Annotated in this window: 15 protein-coding genes; 7 read left to right on the top strand and 8 right to left on the bottom strand. The window is 58.3% G+C overall.

The features are described from left to right. Positions 1-3: 3 nt before the first annotated feature. The 6 genes from ESZ60_RS12125 to ESZ60_RS12100 form a co-directional block, all read right to left on the bottom strand. Positions 4-690, bottom strand: a complete 687-nt coding sequence (locus ESZ60_RS12125; RefSeq protein WP_134680924.1) for a formate dehydrogenase subunit gamma — start codon at positions 688-690, stop codon at positions 4-6. Then, on the bottom strand, positions 690-1,679 hold the full coding sequence (gene fdxH / locus ESZ60_RS12120) for a formate dehydrogenase subunit beta (RefSeq protein ID WP_134680922.1): 990 nt from the start codon (positions 1,677-1,679) through the stop codon (positions 690-692). The genes ESZ60_RS12125 and fdxH overlap by 1 nt, the downstream gene beginning before the upstream one ends. Next, positions 1,676-4,147: a formate dehydrogenase-N subunit alpha gene (gene fdnG / locus ESZ60_RS12115; protein ID WP_209021294.1), complete on the bottom strand. Its 2,472-nt coding sequence runs from the start codon at positions 4,145-4,147 to the stop codon at positions 1,676-1,678. The genes fdxH and fdnG overlap by 4 nt, the downstream gene beginning before the upstream one ends. 12 nt (positions 4,148-4,159) lie before the next feature. Continuing rightward, the gene (locus ESZ60_RS21955; RefSeq protein WP_134680918.1) at positions 4,160-4,759 is read right to left on the bottom strand and encodes a twin-arginine translocation signal domain-containing protein; all 600 of its coding nucleotides are present in this window, start codon (positions 4,757-4,759) and stop codon (positions 4,160-4,162) included. A gap of 142 nt (positions 4,760-4,901) precedes the next feature. Then, on the bottom strand, positions 4,902-5,978 hold the full coding sequence (locus tag ESZ60_RS12105) for an FAD-binding oxidoreductase (protein WP_134680916.1): 1,077 nt from the start codon (positions 5,976-5,978) through the stop codon (positions 4,902-4,904). Continuing rightward, positions 5,978-7,216: an aromatic ring-hydroxylating oxygenase subunit alpha gene (locus ESZ60_RS12100; RefSeq protein ID WP_134680914.1), complete on the bottom strand. Its 1,239-nt coding sequence runs from the start codon at positions 7,214-7,216 to the stop codon at positions 5,978-5,980. Before ESZ60_RS12100 ends, ESZ60_RS12105 begins: the two co-directional genes overlap by 1 nt. Positions 7,217-7,741: 525 nt before the next feature. Here ESZ60_RS12100 and ESZ60_RS12095 point away from each other — a divergent pair. From ESZ60_RS12095 to ESZ60_RS12065, 7 genes are all read left to right on the top strand, one after another. Then, positions 7,742-8,191, top strand: a complete 450-nt coding sequence (locus tag ESZ60_RS12095) for a CopD family protein (protein WP_134680912.1) — start codon at positions 7,742-7,744, stop codon at positions 8,189-8,191. Between the two features lie 117 nt (positions 8,192-8,308). Next, complete coding sequence (gene rho / locus ESZ60_RS12090) at positions 8,309-9,580, top strand: transcription termination factor Rho (protein ID WP_134680910.1); 1,272 nt, start codon at positions 8,309-8,311, stop codon at positions 9,578-9,580. Between the two features lie 15 nt (positions 9,581-9,595). Beyond that, a complete protein-coding gene (gene mnmE / locus ESZ60_RS12085) occupies positions 9,596-10,855 on the top strand; it encodes a tRNA uridine-5-carboxymethylaminomethyl(34) synthesis GTPase MnmE (RefSeq protein WP_134680908.1) in 1,260 nt (419 codons plus the stop codon). Between the two features lie 11 nt (positions 10,856-10,866). After that, positions 10,867-12,723, top strand: coding sequence for a tRNA uridine-5-carboxymethylaminomethyl(34) synthesis enzyme MnmG (mnmG, locus tag ESZ60_RS12080; RefSeq protein ID WP_134680906.1), 1,857 nt, complete (start codon positions 10,867-10,869; stop codon positions 12,721-12,723). Then, positions 12,723-13,304 carry a 16S rRNA (guanine(527)-N(7))-methyltransferase RsmG gene (rsmG, locus tag ESZ60_RS12075; RefSeq protein ID WP_134680904.1) on the top strand — a complete coding sequence of 194 codons (582 nt, stop codon included), beginning with the start codon at positions 12,723-12,725 and terminating at the stop codon, positions 13,302-13,304. The genes mnmG and rsmG overlap by 1 nt, the downstream gene beginning before the upstream one ends. Then, on the top strand, positions 13,297-14,073 hold the full coding sequence (locus ESZ60_RS12070; protein WP_134680902.1) for a ParA family protein: 777 nt from the start codon (positions 13,297-13,299) through the stop codon (positions 14,071-14,073). Before rsmG ends, ESZ60_RS12070 begins: the two co-directional genes overlap by 8 nt. 10 nt (positions 14,074-14,083) lie before the next feature. Further along, complete coding sequence (locus ESZ60_RS12065) at positions 14,084-14,956, top strand: ParB/RepB/Spo0J family partition protein (protein WP_134680900.1); 873 nt, start codon at positions 14,084-14,086, stop codon at positions 14,954-14,956. Between the two features lie 75 nt (positions 14,957-15,031). On the opposite strand, the gene ESZ60_RS12060 is transcribed toward ESZ60_RS12065, so the two are convergent. Next, positions 15,032-15,577 carry a nucleotide exchange factor GrpE gene (locus tag ESZ60_RS12060; protein ID WP_134680898.1) on the bottom strand — a complete coding sequence of 182 codons (546 nt, stop codon included), beginning with the start codon at positions 15,575-15,577 and terminating at the stop codon, positions 15,032-15,034. Positions 15,578-15,581: 4 nt separating this feature from the next. Beyond that, the gene (gene hrcA / locus ESZ60_RS12055) at positions 15,582-16,637 is read right to left on the bottom strand and encodes a heat-inducible transcriptional repressor HrcA (RefSeq protein WP_134680896.1); all 1,056 of its coding nucleotides are present in this window, start codon (positions 16,635-16,637) and stop codon (positions 15,582-15,584) included. Between the last annotated feature and the right edge of the window lies 1 nt (position 16,638).

Raw genomic sequence — 16,638 nt, 5'->3', positions numbered from 1 at the left:
CGTTCACTCTGCCGGGCCTTGGCCCCCGCGTCCAGCGACTTCCCGCAGCCATTTCCGGTGATGCCGGAAGGCCCAGCCGCCAGTCACGCTGCCCCGCGTCATCGCGCTGATCGTGCCCCGCGTCCAGATCGCCGCATAGACATGGACGATGAAGACCAGGATGATCGCCACCGCCGCCAGCGAATGCACCAGCACCGCCCAGCGACGCGTCGGGATGGTCACGAGATCGGGGAAATATTGCTCCCAGATCATCACGCCCGAGCCGATCAGGACAAGGATCAGGATCGACATCGCCCAGAAGACGCCCTTCTGCCCCGCATTGTATTTGCCAAGCTCGGGCAGGCGCTCTTCATTCCCCTTCACCACATCCCCGATCTGGCTGACCCAGGTGCGGTCCTCGGGGCGCGGCAGGTTCAGCTTCCAGAGCTGCGCGAAGAGCACGAAGAAGCTGAAGAACAGCAGGATACCCACGAAGGGATGCAGCCATCGCGTGATCTGCCCGCCGCCAAACAACCCGGTCAGGAAGTAGAGCGAGGGGTGGAACAGCGCCAGACCCGAAAGCAACAGAACGATCAGGCTGAGCGCCGTGACCCAGTGATTGGCCCGCGTGAAGCCGCGATAGCGGCTGACGCGCACAGGAGCCGTCGATTCGAGGTGGTCACCCTTTTCCGAGTAGAGAGGTTTGGTCATCACGCCTCCTCACTTCTGACGGGAACGCTGCTTTCCACGAGATGCTCTGCCTCGCGCTCTTCCTCGGCGCTGACCCGGTTCGCCCGGGCAAAGAGTCCGTGCAGGATCGAGCCCACCGCCGCAGCGCCAATCGCCGCCAGACCGATCGTCTTGGTCATGCCCTTCCAGCCACGGACCACCGGCGAGATCCGGGGATCCTCGGGCAGATCGGAATAGAGCTGCGGCTTGTCGGCATGGTGCAGCACATAGAAGACATGCGTGCCGCCGACCCCTTCGGGATCATAGATGCCCGCATTTTCGTAGCCGCGGGATTTCAGATCGGCCACGCGCATATTGGCGTGTTCGATCATGTCTTCCTTGGCGCCGAAAACGATGGCTTGGGTGGGGCAGGCCTTGGCGCAGGCCGGTCCCTGTCCCACGGCAACCCGATCCGAACAGAGCGTGCATTTATAGCTCTTGTGATCGGTCTTGCTGACGCGCGGGATATCAAAGGGGCAGCCGGTCACGCAATAGCCGCAGCCGATGCAGTTCTCGTGGATGAAATCCACGATCCCGTTCGAGTATTGCACGATCGCACCGGGGGCCGGGCAGGCTTTCAGACAGCCCGGATCCTCGCAATGCATGCAACCGTCCTTGCGGATCAGCCATTCGAAATCCCCGGTCTCGGGGTTCTCGTATTCGCTGAAGCGCATCAGCGTGAACATGTCCGGGGTCAGGTCATGCGGATTCTCGTAGAGACCCACATTATGCTCGACCTCGGGCACGGTGTCGTTCCACTCGGCGCAAGCCGATTGGCAGGCCTTGCAGCCGATGCATTTCGACACGTCGATGAGCTTCGCGACCTTGGTCAATTCGCGCTCGGGCTTGGGCAGATTGGGCATGGCCGAGGCGCGGACGACATCGCCCGCACCCAGGTTCGCCTTCATCGGCTGGATCGGCGGGTTGGAGACCGCCGTCCGTGGGCTGTCGAGGTTCGGATCCATGGTCATGACACGGCCTCCCCTGTTGCCGGCTCGATATTGACAAGGAACGCCTTGAATTCCGGCGTCTCGACATTGGCGTCACCGACAAAGGGCGTCAGGCTGTTCGGACCGAAGCCCTTGCGCGCCGCCCCCATGAAGCCCCAATGCAGCGGAATGCCGATGACATGCACCAGCTTGTCGCCGCATTGGAGTGGCCTGAGCCGCTTGCTGACCAGCGCCTTGGCCGTGACCGAACCCCGCTTGGACCAGACGCGAACAGTGGATCCGCGCGTGATGCCCTTTTCGGCGGCCAGTTCTTCGCTGATTTCGACGAAGAATTCCGGCTGAAGCGCCGCATTGATGCGGTTGTGCTTGGTCCAGTAGTGGAAATGCTCGGTCAGTCGATACGAGGTCGCCACAAACGGGAACTCGTCGCTTGTCGCGAACTGATCGGCATCCTTGGCAAAGACCCGCGCCACCGGATTGCCCCGCATTTCGGGGTTGAAGACATTGGCGATGGGGGACTCGAAGGGCTCCATATGCGTCGGGAAAGGCCCGTCGCGCATCATCCCCCGGGTGAAGAGCCGCGAGGCGCCTTCCGGGTTCATGATGAAGGGGCCGACCTCGTCGGGCTTGGCGGTGGGGGCGATGTCGGGCACGTCATATCCCGTCCATTTCTCGCCATTCCACTCAATCAGCTTGCGCGAGGGGTCCCAAGGCTTGCCCTGCATATCCGCCGAGGCTCGATTGTAGAGGATCCGGCGGTTCAGCGGCCAGGCAAAGCTCCAGTTCAGGAAGGCCCCGGTGTCGTCGGGATCGGCATTGTCCCGCCGCGCCATATTGTTGCCGTCCTCGTTCCAGCAGCCGCCATAGATCCAGCAGGCCGACATGGTGGAACCGTCGTCGCGCAACTGGCTGAAATTCAGCAGTTGCTTGCCCTGCGCCGCCAGCAGCTTGGTCGCGTCCTTGGGATCATAGACATCGCCCAAGGCCTTGCCGTTCAGCTCTTTCGCCAGTTCCTCGGCCGAGGGCTCGTTCTCGTCCTCGTAATCCCAGGTCAGGTTCAGGATCGGATCGGGGAAGACCCCGCCCTCGTCCTGATAGAGCTTCTTCACGCGCAGGAAGATCTGCGACATGATCCAGGTGTCGCGCTGCGCCTGACCCGGAGGCGTCGCCGCCGCCCAGTGCCATTGGATCCAGCGGCCCGAATTCACCAGCGAGCCATCGTCCTCGGCGAAACTGGTGGTGGGCAGTTCGATCACCTCGGTCTGGATCGAGGCCGTGTCCACGTCATTATATTCGCCGTGGTTTTCCCAGAAATGGGCGGTCTCGGTTGCCAGTGGGTCCATGACGACCAGCAGCTTCAGCTTGGACAGCGCCGCAGTCAGCTTGGCGCGGTTCGGGAAGGACAAGAGGGGGTTGAAGCCCTGGCAGAAATAGTTGGTGATCTTGCCTTCGTTCATCAGGTCGAACATCCGCAGGATGTCATAGGTCGGGACATCCAGCTTGGGCAGATATTCAAAGGCCCAGTCATTATCCGCCCTTGCGGCATCGCCCCACATGGCCTTCATGAAGCTGACCATGAATTTGGGATAGTTCTGCCAATAGCTGGTCTGGCCCGGCCTGAGCGGCTTGAAGGACCGGCTGGACATATAGGTGGTCCAGTCCTTTTCCTTTTCGGTCGGGATGTTCAGATAGCCCGGGATCAGGTTCGACATCAGCCCGATATCGGTCAGGCCCTGAATGTTCGAATGGCCCCGAAGCGCATTCATCCCGCCGCCCCGGACGCCGATATTGCCCAGGATCAGCTGTAGCATGGCCATGCCGCGGATGTTCTGTGCACCCTTGGAATGCTGCGTCCAGCCAAGCGCGTACATCGAGGTCATGTTCTTGTCGACGGCCGAACATTCGCCGATCATCTCGGCGATCTTCAGGAAACGATCCTGCGGCGTGCCGCAGACCTCGGCGACCAGTTCCGGCGTGTAACGCGAGACATGTTCCTTGAGCAGGTTCCAGACGCAGCGCGGGTTCTGCAGCGTCATATCGACCTGCGCGAAGCCGTCATCGCCGATGACATAGTCCCAGCTCGACTTGTCGTAATCGCGCTTCTCGGGGTCGTAGCCCGAGAACAGCCCGTCGCTCCAGCCGAACTCGTCCTTCACGATGAAGGCCGCGTTGGTGAAGTTCTTGACATATTCCCACTGGACCTTGTCGTTCTGGATCATCCAGTTGATCAGGGCCATCAGGAAAACAATGTCCGAACCGGGGCGGATCGGCGCGTAGTAATCGGATACCGACGCCGTGCGCGTGAACCGAGGGTCCACGACGATCAGCTTGGCGCCTCGTTGCGCCTTTGCCTCGGTCACCCATTTGAAGCCGCAAGGATGCGCTTCAGCGGCGTTGCCGCCCATGACGACCACGAGGTCGGTATTCTTGATATCGGTCCAGGAGTTCGTCATCGCTCCGCGGCCAAAGGTCGGGCCCAAACTGGACACCGTGGGGCCGTGTCAAACGCGCGCCTGGTTATCGAAACCGACAATACCCATCGACCGGACGACCTTGTAGGTCAGCCAGGCCGTTTCATTCGTTGTGGCCGAGGCGGCCAGAAAACCTGTCGAGGTCCAGCGATTGACCGGCACCCCGGCATCGTTGGTCTGGACCATATTGGCGTCGCGATCATCCTTGAGCGCGCGGGCGATCTTGTCGAGCGCCTCTTCCCAGCTGGTCTCTTCGAACCGGTCCGAGCCCGGGCGGCGGATGCGCGGCACGGTCAGACGGGTTTCGGACAGCACCGTGTCCTTGAGGGCGGCGCCCTTGGGGCAGAGCGTACCGCGGTTCGTCGGGTGGTCGGCATCGCCCTCGATGTGGACGACCTCGGCCTTTTCGCCGGCGGCCACGTCGCCTTTCGAGTAGATCAGGATGCCGCAGGCGACCGAGCAATAAGTGCAGGTGTTGCGAACCTCGGTCGTCGATGCGAGCTTGAATGCCCGCACATGCGCCTGTTCTGCTGCCTCTGCCTCGCCGAAACCCATGGCTCCGAGCGATGTCGCCGCCACTCCCGCACCCGCGAGCTTTAAGAAGCCGCGCCGTGAGAGGTCGATGTTCATCGTGCCTCCTTATTTTGCCTGTCGGTGGATAGGTAACCTTCAATCTGGACCCGCGACTGCCCAGATGTCAAGCAATGCGCCACTGTGATCGCGCGGGCTTTACCGTCGAAAACCGTGTAAAATTGCTGCGTTGCAGAAAGAACTAAACCTCGACCGTGACAGAGCCGATGGGATGCGAGCAACAGGCCAGAATGAAGCCTGCGGCGATATCTTCGTCGCTGATACCCCCATTGTGAACCATATGCACATCGCCCGCCGTCTTGCGGATCTTGCAGGTGCCGCAAAGCCCGAAGGTACAACCCGAGGGAATGTTCAGGCCGCTGCTCTTGGCCACGGCAAGGACCGTGTCTGTCTGCATGCAGGGCGAGGTCACCCCCGAACGCGCAAAGCTGATGCTGGCTTCAAGCGCCTCGTCGGGCACGATGTCGTCGATCTCGGGCGCTTCGGCTTCGGATCTGACCGGCGCGCCAAAGCTTTCCTGGTGATAGCGCTCCATATCGTAACCGAGCGCCACCAGCATATCCCGCACGGCCTGCATGAAAGGCTCGGGTCCGCAGCAGAAAACCTCGCGTTCAAGGTAATCGGGCGCCATCAGGCCCAGCATGATCTGGCTGAGACGACCGCGATAGCCATGCCAGTTGCGAAACGGATCGCCATCCTCGACCGTGAAACGCAGTTGCAGACCCGGCACCCGGTCCGCCATCTGCTCGAGCCGCTGGCGAAAGATGATCTCGCTCGGCGATCGCGCCGCATGGACAAAGACGATGTCCGGCATCTCGCCCGAATCCCAGGCCCAGGTCGTCATCGACATCAAAGGGGTGATTCCGGAACCAGCCGAGATGAAGAGGTATTTCGGCGCCTCGTGGCGAATGAAGCTGAAGATCCCCGCCGGCCCATATGCTCTCAGCCGCATGCCGGGGCGCAGGTGGTCGATCATCCAGCGACCGCCCATGCTGCCCGGCTGGGCCTTGACGGTGACGGAAATCGACAGCGGCCGCGACGGACTGGAACTGATCGTGTAGGTCCGCTGCAGATTGCCGCCGGACAGCGGCAGATCAAGCGTGACGAACTGTCCAGGCTGATAGTCGAAATAGGCCCCAGACGGTGCGCGAAAGGTAAAGGTGGCCGTATCCGTCGTCTCGGGCACGACCATGGCGCATTCCAGAGGTTCGTCATCCCGCCAGGGCTTGTCCCCGAAGGCCTTAACCAGAACTGCCATCACTCGGCCGCCAGGGCCGGCGAGGGGGTCAGGCGTGCGACCATGGTGTCGCAATACCAGTCGATGAACTGGATCACGCCTTCTTCCTGGATCATGGAATAGGGGCCCGGCTCATAGGCCGGAGACAGGATGCCCTTTTGATTTTCCTCGACGACCAGCCGATCCTCGTCATTGGTGTTGAGCCAGACGCGGGTCAGGTCCTCGAGATTGTAATCCACGCCCTCCTCGGCATCCTTGTGAACCAGCCAGCTTGTCGTCACCTGGGTCTCGGTCGGGCTGATCGGCAGGACCCGGAACACGATCGCATGATCCGCAAGGAAGTGGTTCCAGCTGTTCGGGTAATGGAAAAACAACAGGCTGCCCGCGTCGCTGAACGGCATTGTCCCCATGCGCCGCGACACGGCCGCCTTGGTGCTGAGCGTATAGCTTTCGGCATTGTTCAGCAGCGGAATCCGGGCGAGCCGCCATTGCATCTGCGGGTGGCTGACAAAGCGCGAGGGAAGACCCGCGGCTTCGCAGCGCGCCCAGTGGGAGAGGATCTCGGGGCTGGCGCTGTCGGGCCCCTCCATCGCGGTCATGCGCGGATTGTCGGAATAGGTCCGGCACAACGACGGATGGCTGCCGCTGCAATGGTAACATTCGCGATTGTTTTCGATCACCAGCTTCCAGTTGCCGTTTTCGACGATCGTCGAACTGAAGGCCACCTTGCTATCCGCAAGGACGCTGGGCGCGAGATAGGTCGTGAGATGCTTGGCCAGCTCCGCAATCGGCGGCGGGATCTTCGCCAAGCAGATGAAGACCAGCCCGCCCAGATCGATGCAATGCACGGGTTTCAGGCCGAATTTCGACTTGTCGAAATCCTCGCCCATATCCCTGACATGCAGCAGCTTGCCGTCAAGCTCGTAGGTCCATTGATGATAGGGGCAAACAAGCTTCGGCGAGCTGCCATGCGCCTTTGAGCAAAGACGCTGACCGCGATGGCGGCAGACATTGTGGAACGCACGGACCCTGCCATCCGCCCCGCGCAGCACGATGACCGGATAGGCTCCAATCTGCAGCGTCGAATAGCTTCCAGGCCGGGGCAGTTCACAGGCCGGCAGCGCAAACAGCCATTCCCGATACCAGATTTGCTCAAGATCGGCCTGAAATACCGTCGGATCGCAATAAAGCTCGCGGGTCAGCGCATGATTGCGCTCGCGGCTCAGGAATTGCGACAGGATCTCGGCGTGGTTCAACATGAAGGATGTCCGGCATGGCATGTCTCTAGTCGCGAGAATTGCACCATGTCGCAGCGGCGGATCTGTCAAAACCGACCCTGCGAGGGCGGAATCGTATGTTTGGACTCGGCCTCGGAAACCCCCACAGACTGTTCTGGATATGCCTGTGGAGGAATCGGGTGCGACTCACGAGGGCGAATCTGTGGGAATCAGGAGCCCTGCCTGGGCGAATCGCTTCACAGCCTGGAACCTTGGGTGAACGAGGATGCCTTTCCCACAGGTTGACAACCTAAACCGTCTTTTCAACAACCTGTTGACGAATACAGTTTTCACATTGTTATCCACAGGCTTTGTTTGTGTAATTTACTGTTTTGTATTGCGTTTTTTAAACACTTCCGGCGGTAGTAAATTTCTTCCACACCTCCTGTCCCTGTGGATTTTTTCCGTGAAACACGGTTGTTCATTAATCCACAGGCCCTACTTCATCATAATCCTTCTTTATCTTTATTTCTTATTTGATAGAGGACCGGGCTCGGAGGTTCCCTGATGATCGATCTTCTCGCCCTGTCTTATCCTTGGCTAAAGGCGATTCACGTCATGGCCGTCTTGTCCTGGATGGCCGGGCTTTTCTACCTGCCAAGACTCTTCGTCTATCATGCGGAGCGCGGTACAAACGCGAGTCTCGAGCCGGCACAATCCCTGATCGTCATGGAAGACAAACTTCTTCGCTTGATCATGAATCCCGCCATGGTTGTGACCTGGGCGGCGGGGCTCTTGCTGGTGGCGACCCCAGGCATCGTCGATTGGTCGATGATCTGGCCCTGGACCAAGGCCGGGGCAGTCCTTGCGATGAGCGGCTTTCATGGCTGGCTTGCGGTGGAGCGCAAGGCGCTGCTGCATGGCCGGGGCCGCAGCGGACGCATCTATCGCATTGCGAACGAAATTCCGACGCTGCTGATGGTGCTGATCGTGCTCTCGGTCATCGTCAAGTTCTGAGAATTGACTCTGCGGGCGAATCTTCCTATCTGAACAGCACATGCCGTCCGGCAGATTCTTTCCATACAGCTTCCAATGTGGCGCGATCGGGTAATCCGGCGCGTTTATAGGCCCGCGATGACCGAAGAACGTCTTAACCTGTCCGATCTCAAGGCAAAAAGCCCGGCGGATCTGCTCTCCATGGCCGAGGAATGGGAAATCGAGAACGCCTCGACCATGCGCAAGGGCGAGATGATGTTCTCGATTCTCAAGGAGCATGCGGAAGAAGGCTATGATATTGGCGGGGACGGTGTCCTGGAGGTCGTCCAGGACGGATTCGGTTTCCTGCGCTCGACCGAGGCGAACTATCTTCCCGGTCCTGACGATATTTACGTCAGCCCGGACATGATCCGGCAACATTCTCTGCGCACCGGCGACACGGTCGAGGGCGTGATTCGCGCACCCGGCGAAAACGAACGCTATTTTGCGCTGACGAAAGTCGAGAAAATCAACTTCGAGGATCCTGAGAAGGCCCGTCACAAGGTGGCTTTCGACAACCTCACCCCGCTTTATCCGAATGAGCGGCTGAAGATGGAAATCGAGGATCCGACGATCAGGGACCGCTCGGCGCGGATTATCGACCTTGTTGCGCCCATCGGCAAAGGCCAGCGCTCGCTGATCGTCGCGCCGCCACGCACCGGCAAGACCGTTCTGCTGCAGAACATAGCGCATTCGATCGAAAGAAATCATCCCGAGTGCTACCTGATCGTTCTTCTGATCGACGAACGCCCGGAAGAAGTCACGGACATGCAGCGCTCGGTTAAGGGCGAAGTCATCTCCTCGACCTTCGACGAACCGGCAAGCCGGCACGTCGCAGTGTCGGAAATGGTGATCGAGAAGGCCAAAAGGCTTGTCGAGCACAAGCGAGATGTAGTTATTCTGCTCGACTCCATCACAAGACTTGGTAGGGCCTTCAACACCGTTGTACCGAGTTCCGGTAAAGTTCTCACGGGTGGTGTGGACGCGAATGCGTTGCAGCGGCCGAAGCGCTTCTTTGGTGCTGCCCGGAATATCGAGGAGGGCGGCTCGCTCACCATCATCGCAACCGCGCTGATCGATACCGGCTCGCGGATGGATGAGGTGATCTTTGAAGAGTTCAAAGGAACGGGCAACAGCGAGATCGTTCTGGATCGCAAGGTGGCAGATAAGCGCGTCTTCCCTGCGATGGACATTCTGAAATCAGGCACCCGCAAGGAAGAATTGTTGGTCGATTCCAAGGATCTGCAAAAAACCTACCTGCTGCGCCGCATTCTCAATCCCATGGGCACCACGGATGCGATCGAGTTCCTGATTTCGAAACTCAAGCAAACCAAAACGAACGGCGAGTTCTTCGATTCGATGAACGCCTGACGTGCGGAGGATTCAGTGGACACCATCTTTGCAGAAGCCACGCCTCCGGGGCGGGGGGGAGTATCGATTGTTCGCATAAGCGGACCCCTTTCCCGCAAAGTACTTGAGGCACTAACCGGCGCGCTTCCAGAAGCGCGCCGATCCTATTTGCGCGCCGTTCGCGACGCGGGTGAACTCATTGATCGCGCGATGGTGCTTCGCTTCGAAGAAGGGCATAGCTTTACCGGTGAAGAAAGCGGCGAGTTTCACCTACATGGCGCGCCCGTTGTAGTGAACCGCCTTACGGAATCGTTGGTCAAGCGTGGCTTGCGACGGGCAGAGGCTGGCGAGTTCACTCGACGTGCCTTTCTGAATGGAAAAATGGACCTGGCCGAGACTGAGGGTTTTGCCGACCTGCTTTCAGCGGAAACAGAAGCTCAGCGAAAGCTTGCCATGCGCGCCTCGGACGGAGAGATTGGTCGTATGGCCGACAGTCTGCGTGAGAGGTTGGTTCATGCGGGCGCATTGATAGAAGTCAGCATTGATTTTGCCGATGAGGAGGTCCCGGACGAAGTCCCTGTCGAGGTTTTTACGCTGGTGGATTCCGTGCGGGCAGATATCAGGAAACTGCTAAAATCCTATCCTGCCACTGAACGACTACGCCAGGGCTATGAGGTGGCGATTGTCGGTCCGCCGAATGCAGGAAAATCAACGCTCCTCAATAGAATAGGCAAGCGTGATATCGCACTTGTGTCCAACATTCCCGGAACCACACGTGACGTTCTGGAACTGGCGACGGACCTGCGCGGTCTTCCGGTTACCTTCCTTGATACGGCCGGGAATCGTACGAGTGATGACCCGGTCGAAGCAATGGGTGTTGAGCGAGGGACGCGACGAGCGGCATCTGCCGATCTTCGTCTTCATCTCTCTGCTACCGGGGATTTTCCCGTTGATGAGGGGGAAGATGACATCCTGATCCATTCCAAGTCGGATATCTACGCCCGAAATGGACTGGCCATCTCGGCGGAGACCGGTGATGGGGTAGAGGAACTTTTGCTTCTGGTTTATGATAGACTTAGGTGTCGGGCTGAAGAATCGGGCCTCATAGGTCATAAACGTCAAGCCGAGGCGCTTGAAAGGGCAGATTCCACCTTGGCGGTAAGCCCGGAGATGCCCCCGGAAATGCTTGCTGAGGCATTGCGACACGCGTCGCTTTGTTTGGCCGAGATGGTCGGCCGCGTTGGATCAGAGGATTATCTGGATAAGATCTTTTCCTCGTTCTGCATTGGAAAGTAGGAGTGTTTCACGTGAAACAATTCGACGTCGTGGTGATTGGTGGCGGCCATGCTGGACTTGAGGCGGCAATGGCCGCAGCACGCATGGGCGTGGAAACGGCGCTCGTAACGCTTCGTGCCGATGATCTTGGCACCATGTCTTGCAATCCAGCAATTGGGGGACTCGGGAAAGGTCATCTTGTGCGCGAAATTGACGCCATGGATGGCGTCATGGGAAGGCTTGCGGACGCTGCAGGCATTCAGTTCCGATTGCTCAACCGTCGCAAAGGGCCAGCGGTGCAGGGACCTCGGGCCCAAGCCGACCGAGCACTATACAGAAGAGCCGCGCAAAGATTGTCTAAGGATCAAAGCCATCTGACAATTGTCACAGGTGAGGTCGCATCCCTCATTAACGAGAGGGGGATCCAAGGCCTCCGTCTTGCCGACGGCACGGAAATTGTTTCGAAGCAAGTTGTGTTAACCGCAGGCACTTTCCTTAATGGCTGCATACATGTGGGAGACCAAAAGCAAAAGGCCGGACGGTGGGGCGGACAGGCGTCACAGTCCTTGGCTCAGTCGCTGATATCTCTTAGTCTTCCATTGGGTCGATTGAAAACGGGAACACCGCCTCGAATTAGGCGTCAAACGATTGATTGGGATTCGCTTGAGAAACAAGCGGGAGACGAAGAACCAACACTGTTTTCCTATATGAACACCGCGCCTATTGCGGAACAGATTAGTTGCGCGATCACGCATACGAACGAAGACACTCATGCGATAATTCAGCGGAATCTCCAGCGCTCGGCGATGTATGGCGGCCACATTTCTGGGCGCGGCCCTCGCTACTGCCCCTCTATTGAAGACAAGATCGTGCGATTCTCAGATAAGTCATCGCATCAGATTTTCCTGGAACCAGAAGGGCTAGACTCAGATTTGGTTTATCCTAATGGCATTTCTACTTCGCTGCCGATTGAGGTCCAGTATGAGTATGTTCGCTCGATACGAGGTCTTTCAGAGGCGGAAATAGTGCAGCCTGGCTACGCGGTGGAGTATGACTATATAGATCCGCGAGCCCTGGATGCAGCACTTCATGTAAAGTCGTGCCCTGGCCTATATCTCGCCGGCCAGATCAACGGCACCACTGGATACGAAGAGGCTGCCGCACAAGGGTTGGTGGCGGGGCTGAATGCCGCTCTACGCGCGCTGAGACGTGCGCCAATCCATTTTAGTCGCTCGCAAAGCTATATCGGGGTCATGATCGATGATCTCATTACGCGGGGGGTAAGTGAGCCATACAGAATGTTCACCTCGCGTGCCGAGTTCCGTCTCTCTTTGCGTGCGGATAACGCCGATCAACGCCTTACCCCTCTCGCGATCGAAATTGGTTGCTCCAGCAGCGAACGAACTTCTCTGTTCTCAGATAAGATGGCTAAGTATTCCCGCGCCCGTGGCATTGCCGAGAAGCTCCAGTTCACGCCTTCCGAATTGAAACGAAACAATATTGAAGTGAGTCAGGATGGCGGACGCCGGACCTTATTCTCACTGCTTGGACAAGGCGATCATGCCGAGGAGTTTCTTCTCGGCCTCAGCGAAGAATTCGCGCAATGGGACAAGCCTACCCGCAAGCAAATCGCGATTGATGCGTTATATCATCAGTACACTGAGCGGCAAGAGCGTGATGCCGCGCTGCTTCGCAAGGAAGAGGCAATTGGGATCCCGTCGGACTTTAACTATGAAGCGCTTTCTGGCTTATCGAATGAACTGAAATTCAAGCTGATCGAATTAAAGCCATCAACTTTGGCTAATGCTTCGGCGGTTGAAGGCATGACTCCGGCCGCGTTGGTGCTTATTCTTTCTGCTTTGCGAGGAAGTGAGCGGAAGAAAGCGTAATGAGTGTTTCACGTGAAACAGAACTTCTTGCTGCATATGCAGCGTTAATACGGAAATGGAACCGTGCGATCAATCTGATATCTCCGGCTTCGATGGATGACATTGAGGCACGACATATCGCCGATAGTGTTCAACTTGCGCGAATTTCTGTATCGGCAACGGGAAGTTGGGTCGATATCGGTTCAGGAGGGGGGCTTCCCGGTGTGGTCATGGCCATTTGCCGCCCAGACCTTGATGTCTCCCTGATTGAAAGCGACAAACGAAAGTGCAGTTTTCTTCGAAGCGTTGCTCGCGAATTGGCCTTAAATAACCTAAATGTCCTTAATTCGCGTATCGAAGACGCCCCCTCGCTCTTTGCTGACAACGTTAGTGCACGGGCGCTTGCGGCGCTTCCTCTCCTCGTGTCATATGTAACCAAGCACTTGAGAGACGACGGGAGGGCGTGGCTGATGAAGGGGCGGAATTGGCGTACAGAGGTTGCCTTAGCGCGCTTGGAATGGCAATTTGACTGCATTCCCCATGGCAGTGAAACCGATCCCGAAGCCGCCATTCTCGAAATTTCGGGAATTCGGCATGGCTGATTCCAGGATTTTGGCCGTCGCGAATCAAAAAGGCGGCGTTGGAAAGACTACGACTGCAATCAATCTCGCAGCGGCACTTGCCGAAACGGGACTGAGGGTTGCTCTTATAGATCTGGATTCTCAAGGAAACGCTTCGACCGGACTGGGAATTTCCCATGATGAGCGAGAACTGACATCCTACGATCTTTTGATCGAATCCGCCGAATTGTCAGACTGCCTCATGAAGACAGATGTAAACGGACTTAGCCTGGTCCCGGCTAGTCGCGATCTGTCGTCGGTCGATGTCGAGATCTCTAACCGCCCAGGAAGAACGCAGCTCCTCAGAAACAAGCTCGGATCTTGTCAGGAGTTCGATTACGTCTTGATCGATTGCCCACCCGCGCTTGGGCTGCTCACGTTAAATGCAATGGTCGCAGCGGATAGCATTCTTGTACCGCTGCAAGCTGAGTTTTACGCCCTTGAGGGGCTTTCGCAGCTTCTGTTGACCGTTCGTCAGGTTCGGCAGACAGCAAATCCGGACCTTCGCATTGAAGGCGTACTGTTGACCATGTCCGATAGCCGCAACAATCTGTCCCAGCAGGTCGAGGCTGATGCAAGAAACACGCTTTCGGGCCTGGTCTATAAAACCGTAATCCCCAGGAATGTCAGGCTCTCTGAAGCACCATCACATGCGATGCCGGTCCTGCATTACGACCCTACCTCAAAGGGTAGCCTGGCCTATCGTGAACTCGCAAAAGAGTTTCTGGCGAGACAGTATGAAACAACCTGAGGAGGGGCAGATGACTGAAAACAGGCTTGAAAAGCGGGGGCTGGGCCGTGGATTGTCCGCACTTATGGCTGATGTTGATTTGATACCTTCCGATAAACCTGTTCCCCGCCAGATACTTCCCGTCGAGCAACTGACCCCAAATCCGGATCAGCCAAGGCGGAATTTTGCCCCCGAATCTTTGAATGAGCTTGCGGATTCGCTGCGCAGCAAAGGCGTGTTGCAGCCTTTGATCGTCCGTCCCCATCCAAGCGACAAAGGGCTTTACCAGATTGTGGCTGGTGAGCGCCGTTGGCGTGCCGCGCAAATCGCGCAATTGCATGAGGTTCCCGTCATTGTGCGGGAACTGGACGATACTGAGGTTCTCGAGGTCGCGATTGTCGAGAATATTCAACGCTCTGACCTGAACGCGATCGAAGAGGCAGCGTCGTATCGCCAACTGATGGACAGGTTTGGTCATACGCAAGAAAAGCTGGGCGAGGCGCTCAACAAGAGCCGCAGCCATATCGCCAACCTGTTGCGTCTGCTCAATCTTCCCGAACAGATCCAGAACTGGCTCAAGGAAGGAAAGCTGACGGCAGGTCATGCGCGGGCGCTGATTACCGCGCCGAACTCGGTCGATCTGGCGCGCAAGGTCATCGAAAAGAACCTGTCGGTTCGTGAAACCGAAGAGCTTGTTCGGCGCCAGGCGGACGGGGCAAGAAAGCCTGCTCCGCGCTCAAGCGAAAAGGACGCCGATACCCGCGCGCTTGAGGGCGATCTGACGGCACATCTGCGGATGCGCGTTTCGATCAACCATTCCGGCGCCGAGGGTGGGCAAGTCGTGGTCGCCTATAAGAGCCTGGATGAGCTTGATCGTCTCTGCCAACTTTTGGGGCAAAACTAATCTATATTTTGTGGTTCGGAAATTCAATGACCTACATATAGCGTACCAGCCCTCCTTGCGGAGGGCTGGTATCGTTCAACTTGCCGGGCTTGAACTGACGCCGACCTTTGCTGCCCGCAGCAGCCGGTCATGCAGCATGAACCCGTTGGCCATGACCTGGATGATATTGCCTGCGACCGTTCCGGGGACCGGTGCTTCGAACATCGCCTCATGTTGCTGGGGGTCGAACCTCTCGCCAACCTGAGGGATGATGACGTGAATCCCATGCTTGGCGAAGACGTTGTTCAATTCGCGAAGCGTCAGCTCCACGCCTTCGATGAGGGCCGCGGCCGCGGCGCGCTGCTCATCATTTGCCGCGTCAAGGGCGCGAGTCAGGGCTTCGTGAACCGGCAGGAGGTCGCGGGCCAGTCGCGATCCGCCATATTGCTCGGCCTCGCGGCGTTCCTTGTCGGCCCGTTTGCGCGCATTTTCCGCATCGGCAAGGGCACGCATGAACTTGTCGCGGAACGCGTCGCGTTCGGCAATTATTGCCTCGATCTCGGAATCCACATCGGGGAGTTCGGCGAGCGGATCGACCAGATCCTCGTCCGTGGGGCTTCCGTTCGGGTAATCGTTCGTCATGTCCTTATCCTTTCCGGCCCGAAATCATCCGGCCGACGAGCTGCGCAGTATAGTCGACGATTGGCACGATGCGTCCGTAGTTCAGCCGGGTCGGGCCGATGACACCCACAGCGCCAACAATCTTTCGGTCGGCATTCATATAGGGTGAAACGACCAGAGATGAACCGGAAAGTGAAAAAAGCTTGTTCTCCGAGCCGATGAAAATGCGCACACCCTCGCCATGCTCGGCCAGTTCAAGGAATTCGGCGATGTCGCGCTTGCGTTCGAGGTCGTCGAATAGATTGCGTATCCGGTCCAGATCGGCCAGTTCATGGGCGAGCAGGTTGGCGCGGCCCCGGACGATAAGCCGGGGGTCGGTTTCGTCGCCGTCCCACATCGCCAGTCCCGAGGCAATGAGGGTAGCCGCCATATTGTCCAGCTTTTGCCGACTCGCCTCGATCTCGCGCGAGATGCTGCCACGCAGATCGGCGAGGGTGCGTCCCTCGGCCACGGCGTTCAGGAAGTTCGCGGCCTCGCGCATCGAACTCGCGGTATGTCCGGGTGGTGGGGTAAAGACGCGATTCTCGACGCGGCCATCGGCAAAGACCAGCACGACCAGCGCCCGATCCGGGGCGAGGCTGACGAACTCGATATGTCGGACCGGAGCCTCTTGCTTGGGCATCAGGACAAGCGATGCGCCGTGGGTCAGGTTCGACAGCGCCATGCTGACGCGGTCGAGCATGGCCCCGGTGTTTCCGCTTTCGTCGCCCAGCGTTTCCTCGATCATCTCGCGGTCATTGTGAGAAACCGGGCCCATTTCCATCAGCCCGTCCACGAACAGCCGCAAGCCGAGCTGCGTGGGCATGCGTCCCGCCGAGACATGTGGGTGATCCAGCAGGCCCAGATGCTCGAGATCCTGCATCACGTTCCTGATCGTGGCGGCGCTGACCTTTTCGGTCATGTCGCGGGTGAGGGTGCGCGAGCCGACCGGCTCACCGGTCGCAAGATAGGCCTCGACCACGCGTCGAAACACTTCGCGCGAGCGGTCGTTCAGGTCGGAAAGCAGCGTCATCTCGGGCATG

The organism is Paracoccus ravus (genome assembly GCF_004522175.1).
GTDB lineage: Bacteria > Pseudomonadota > Alphaproteobacteria > Rhodobacterales > Rhodobacteraceae > Paracoccus > Paracoccus ravus.
This window is presented reverse-complemented; position numbering and strand designations above follow the sequence as displayed.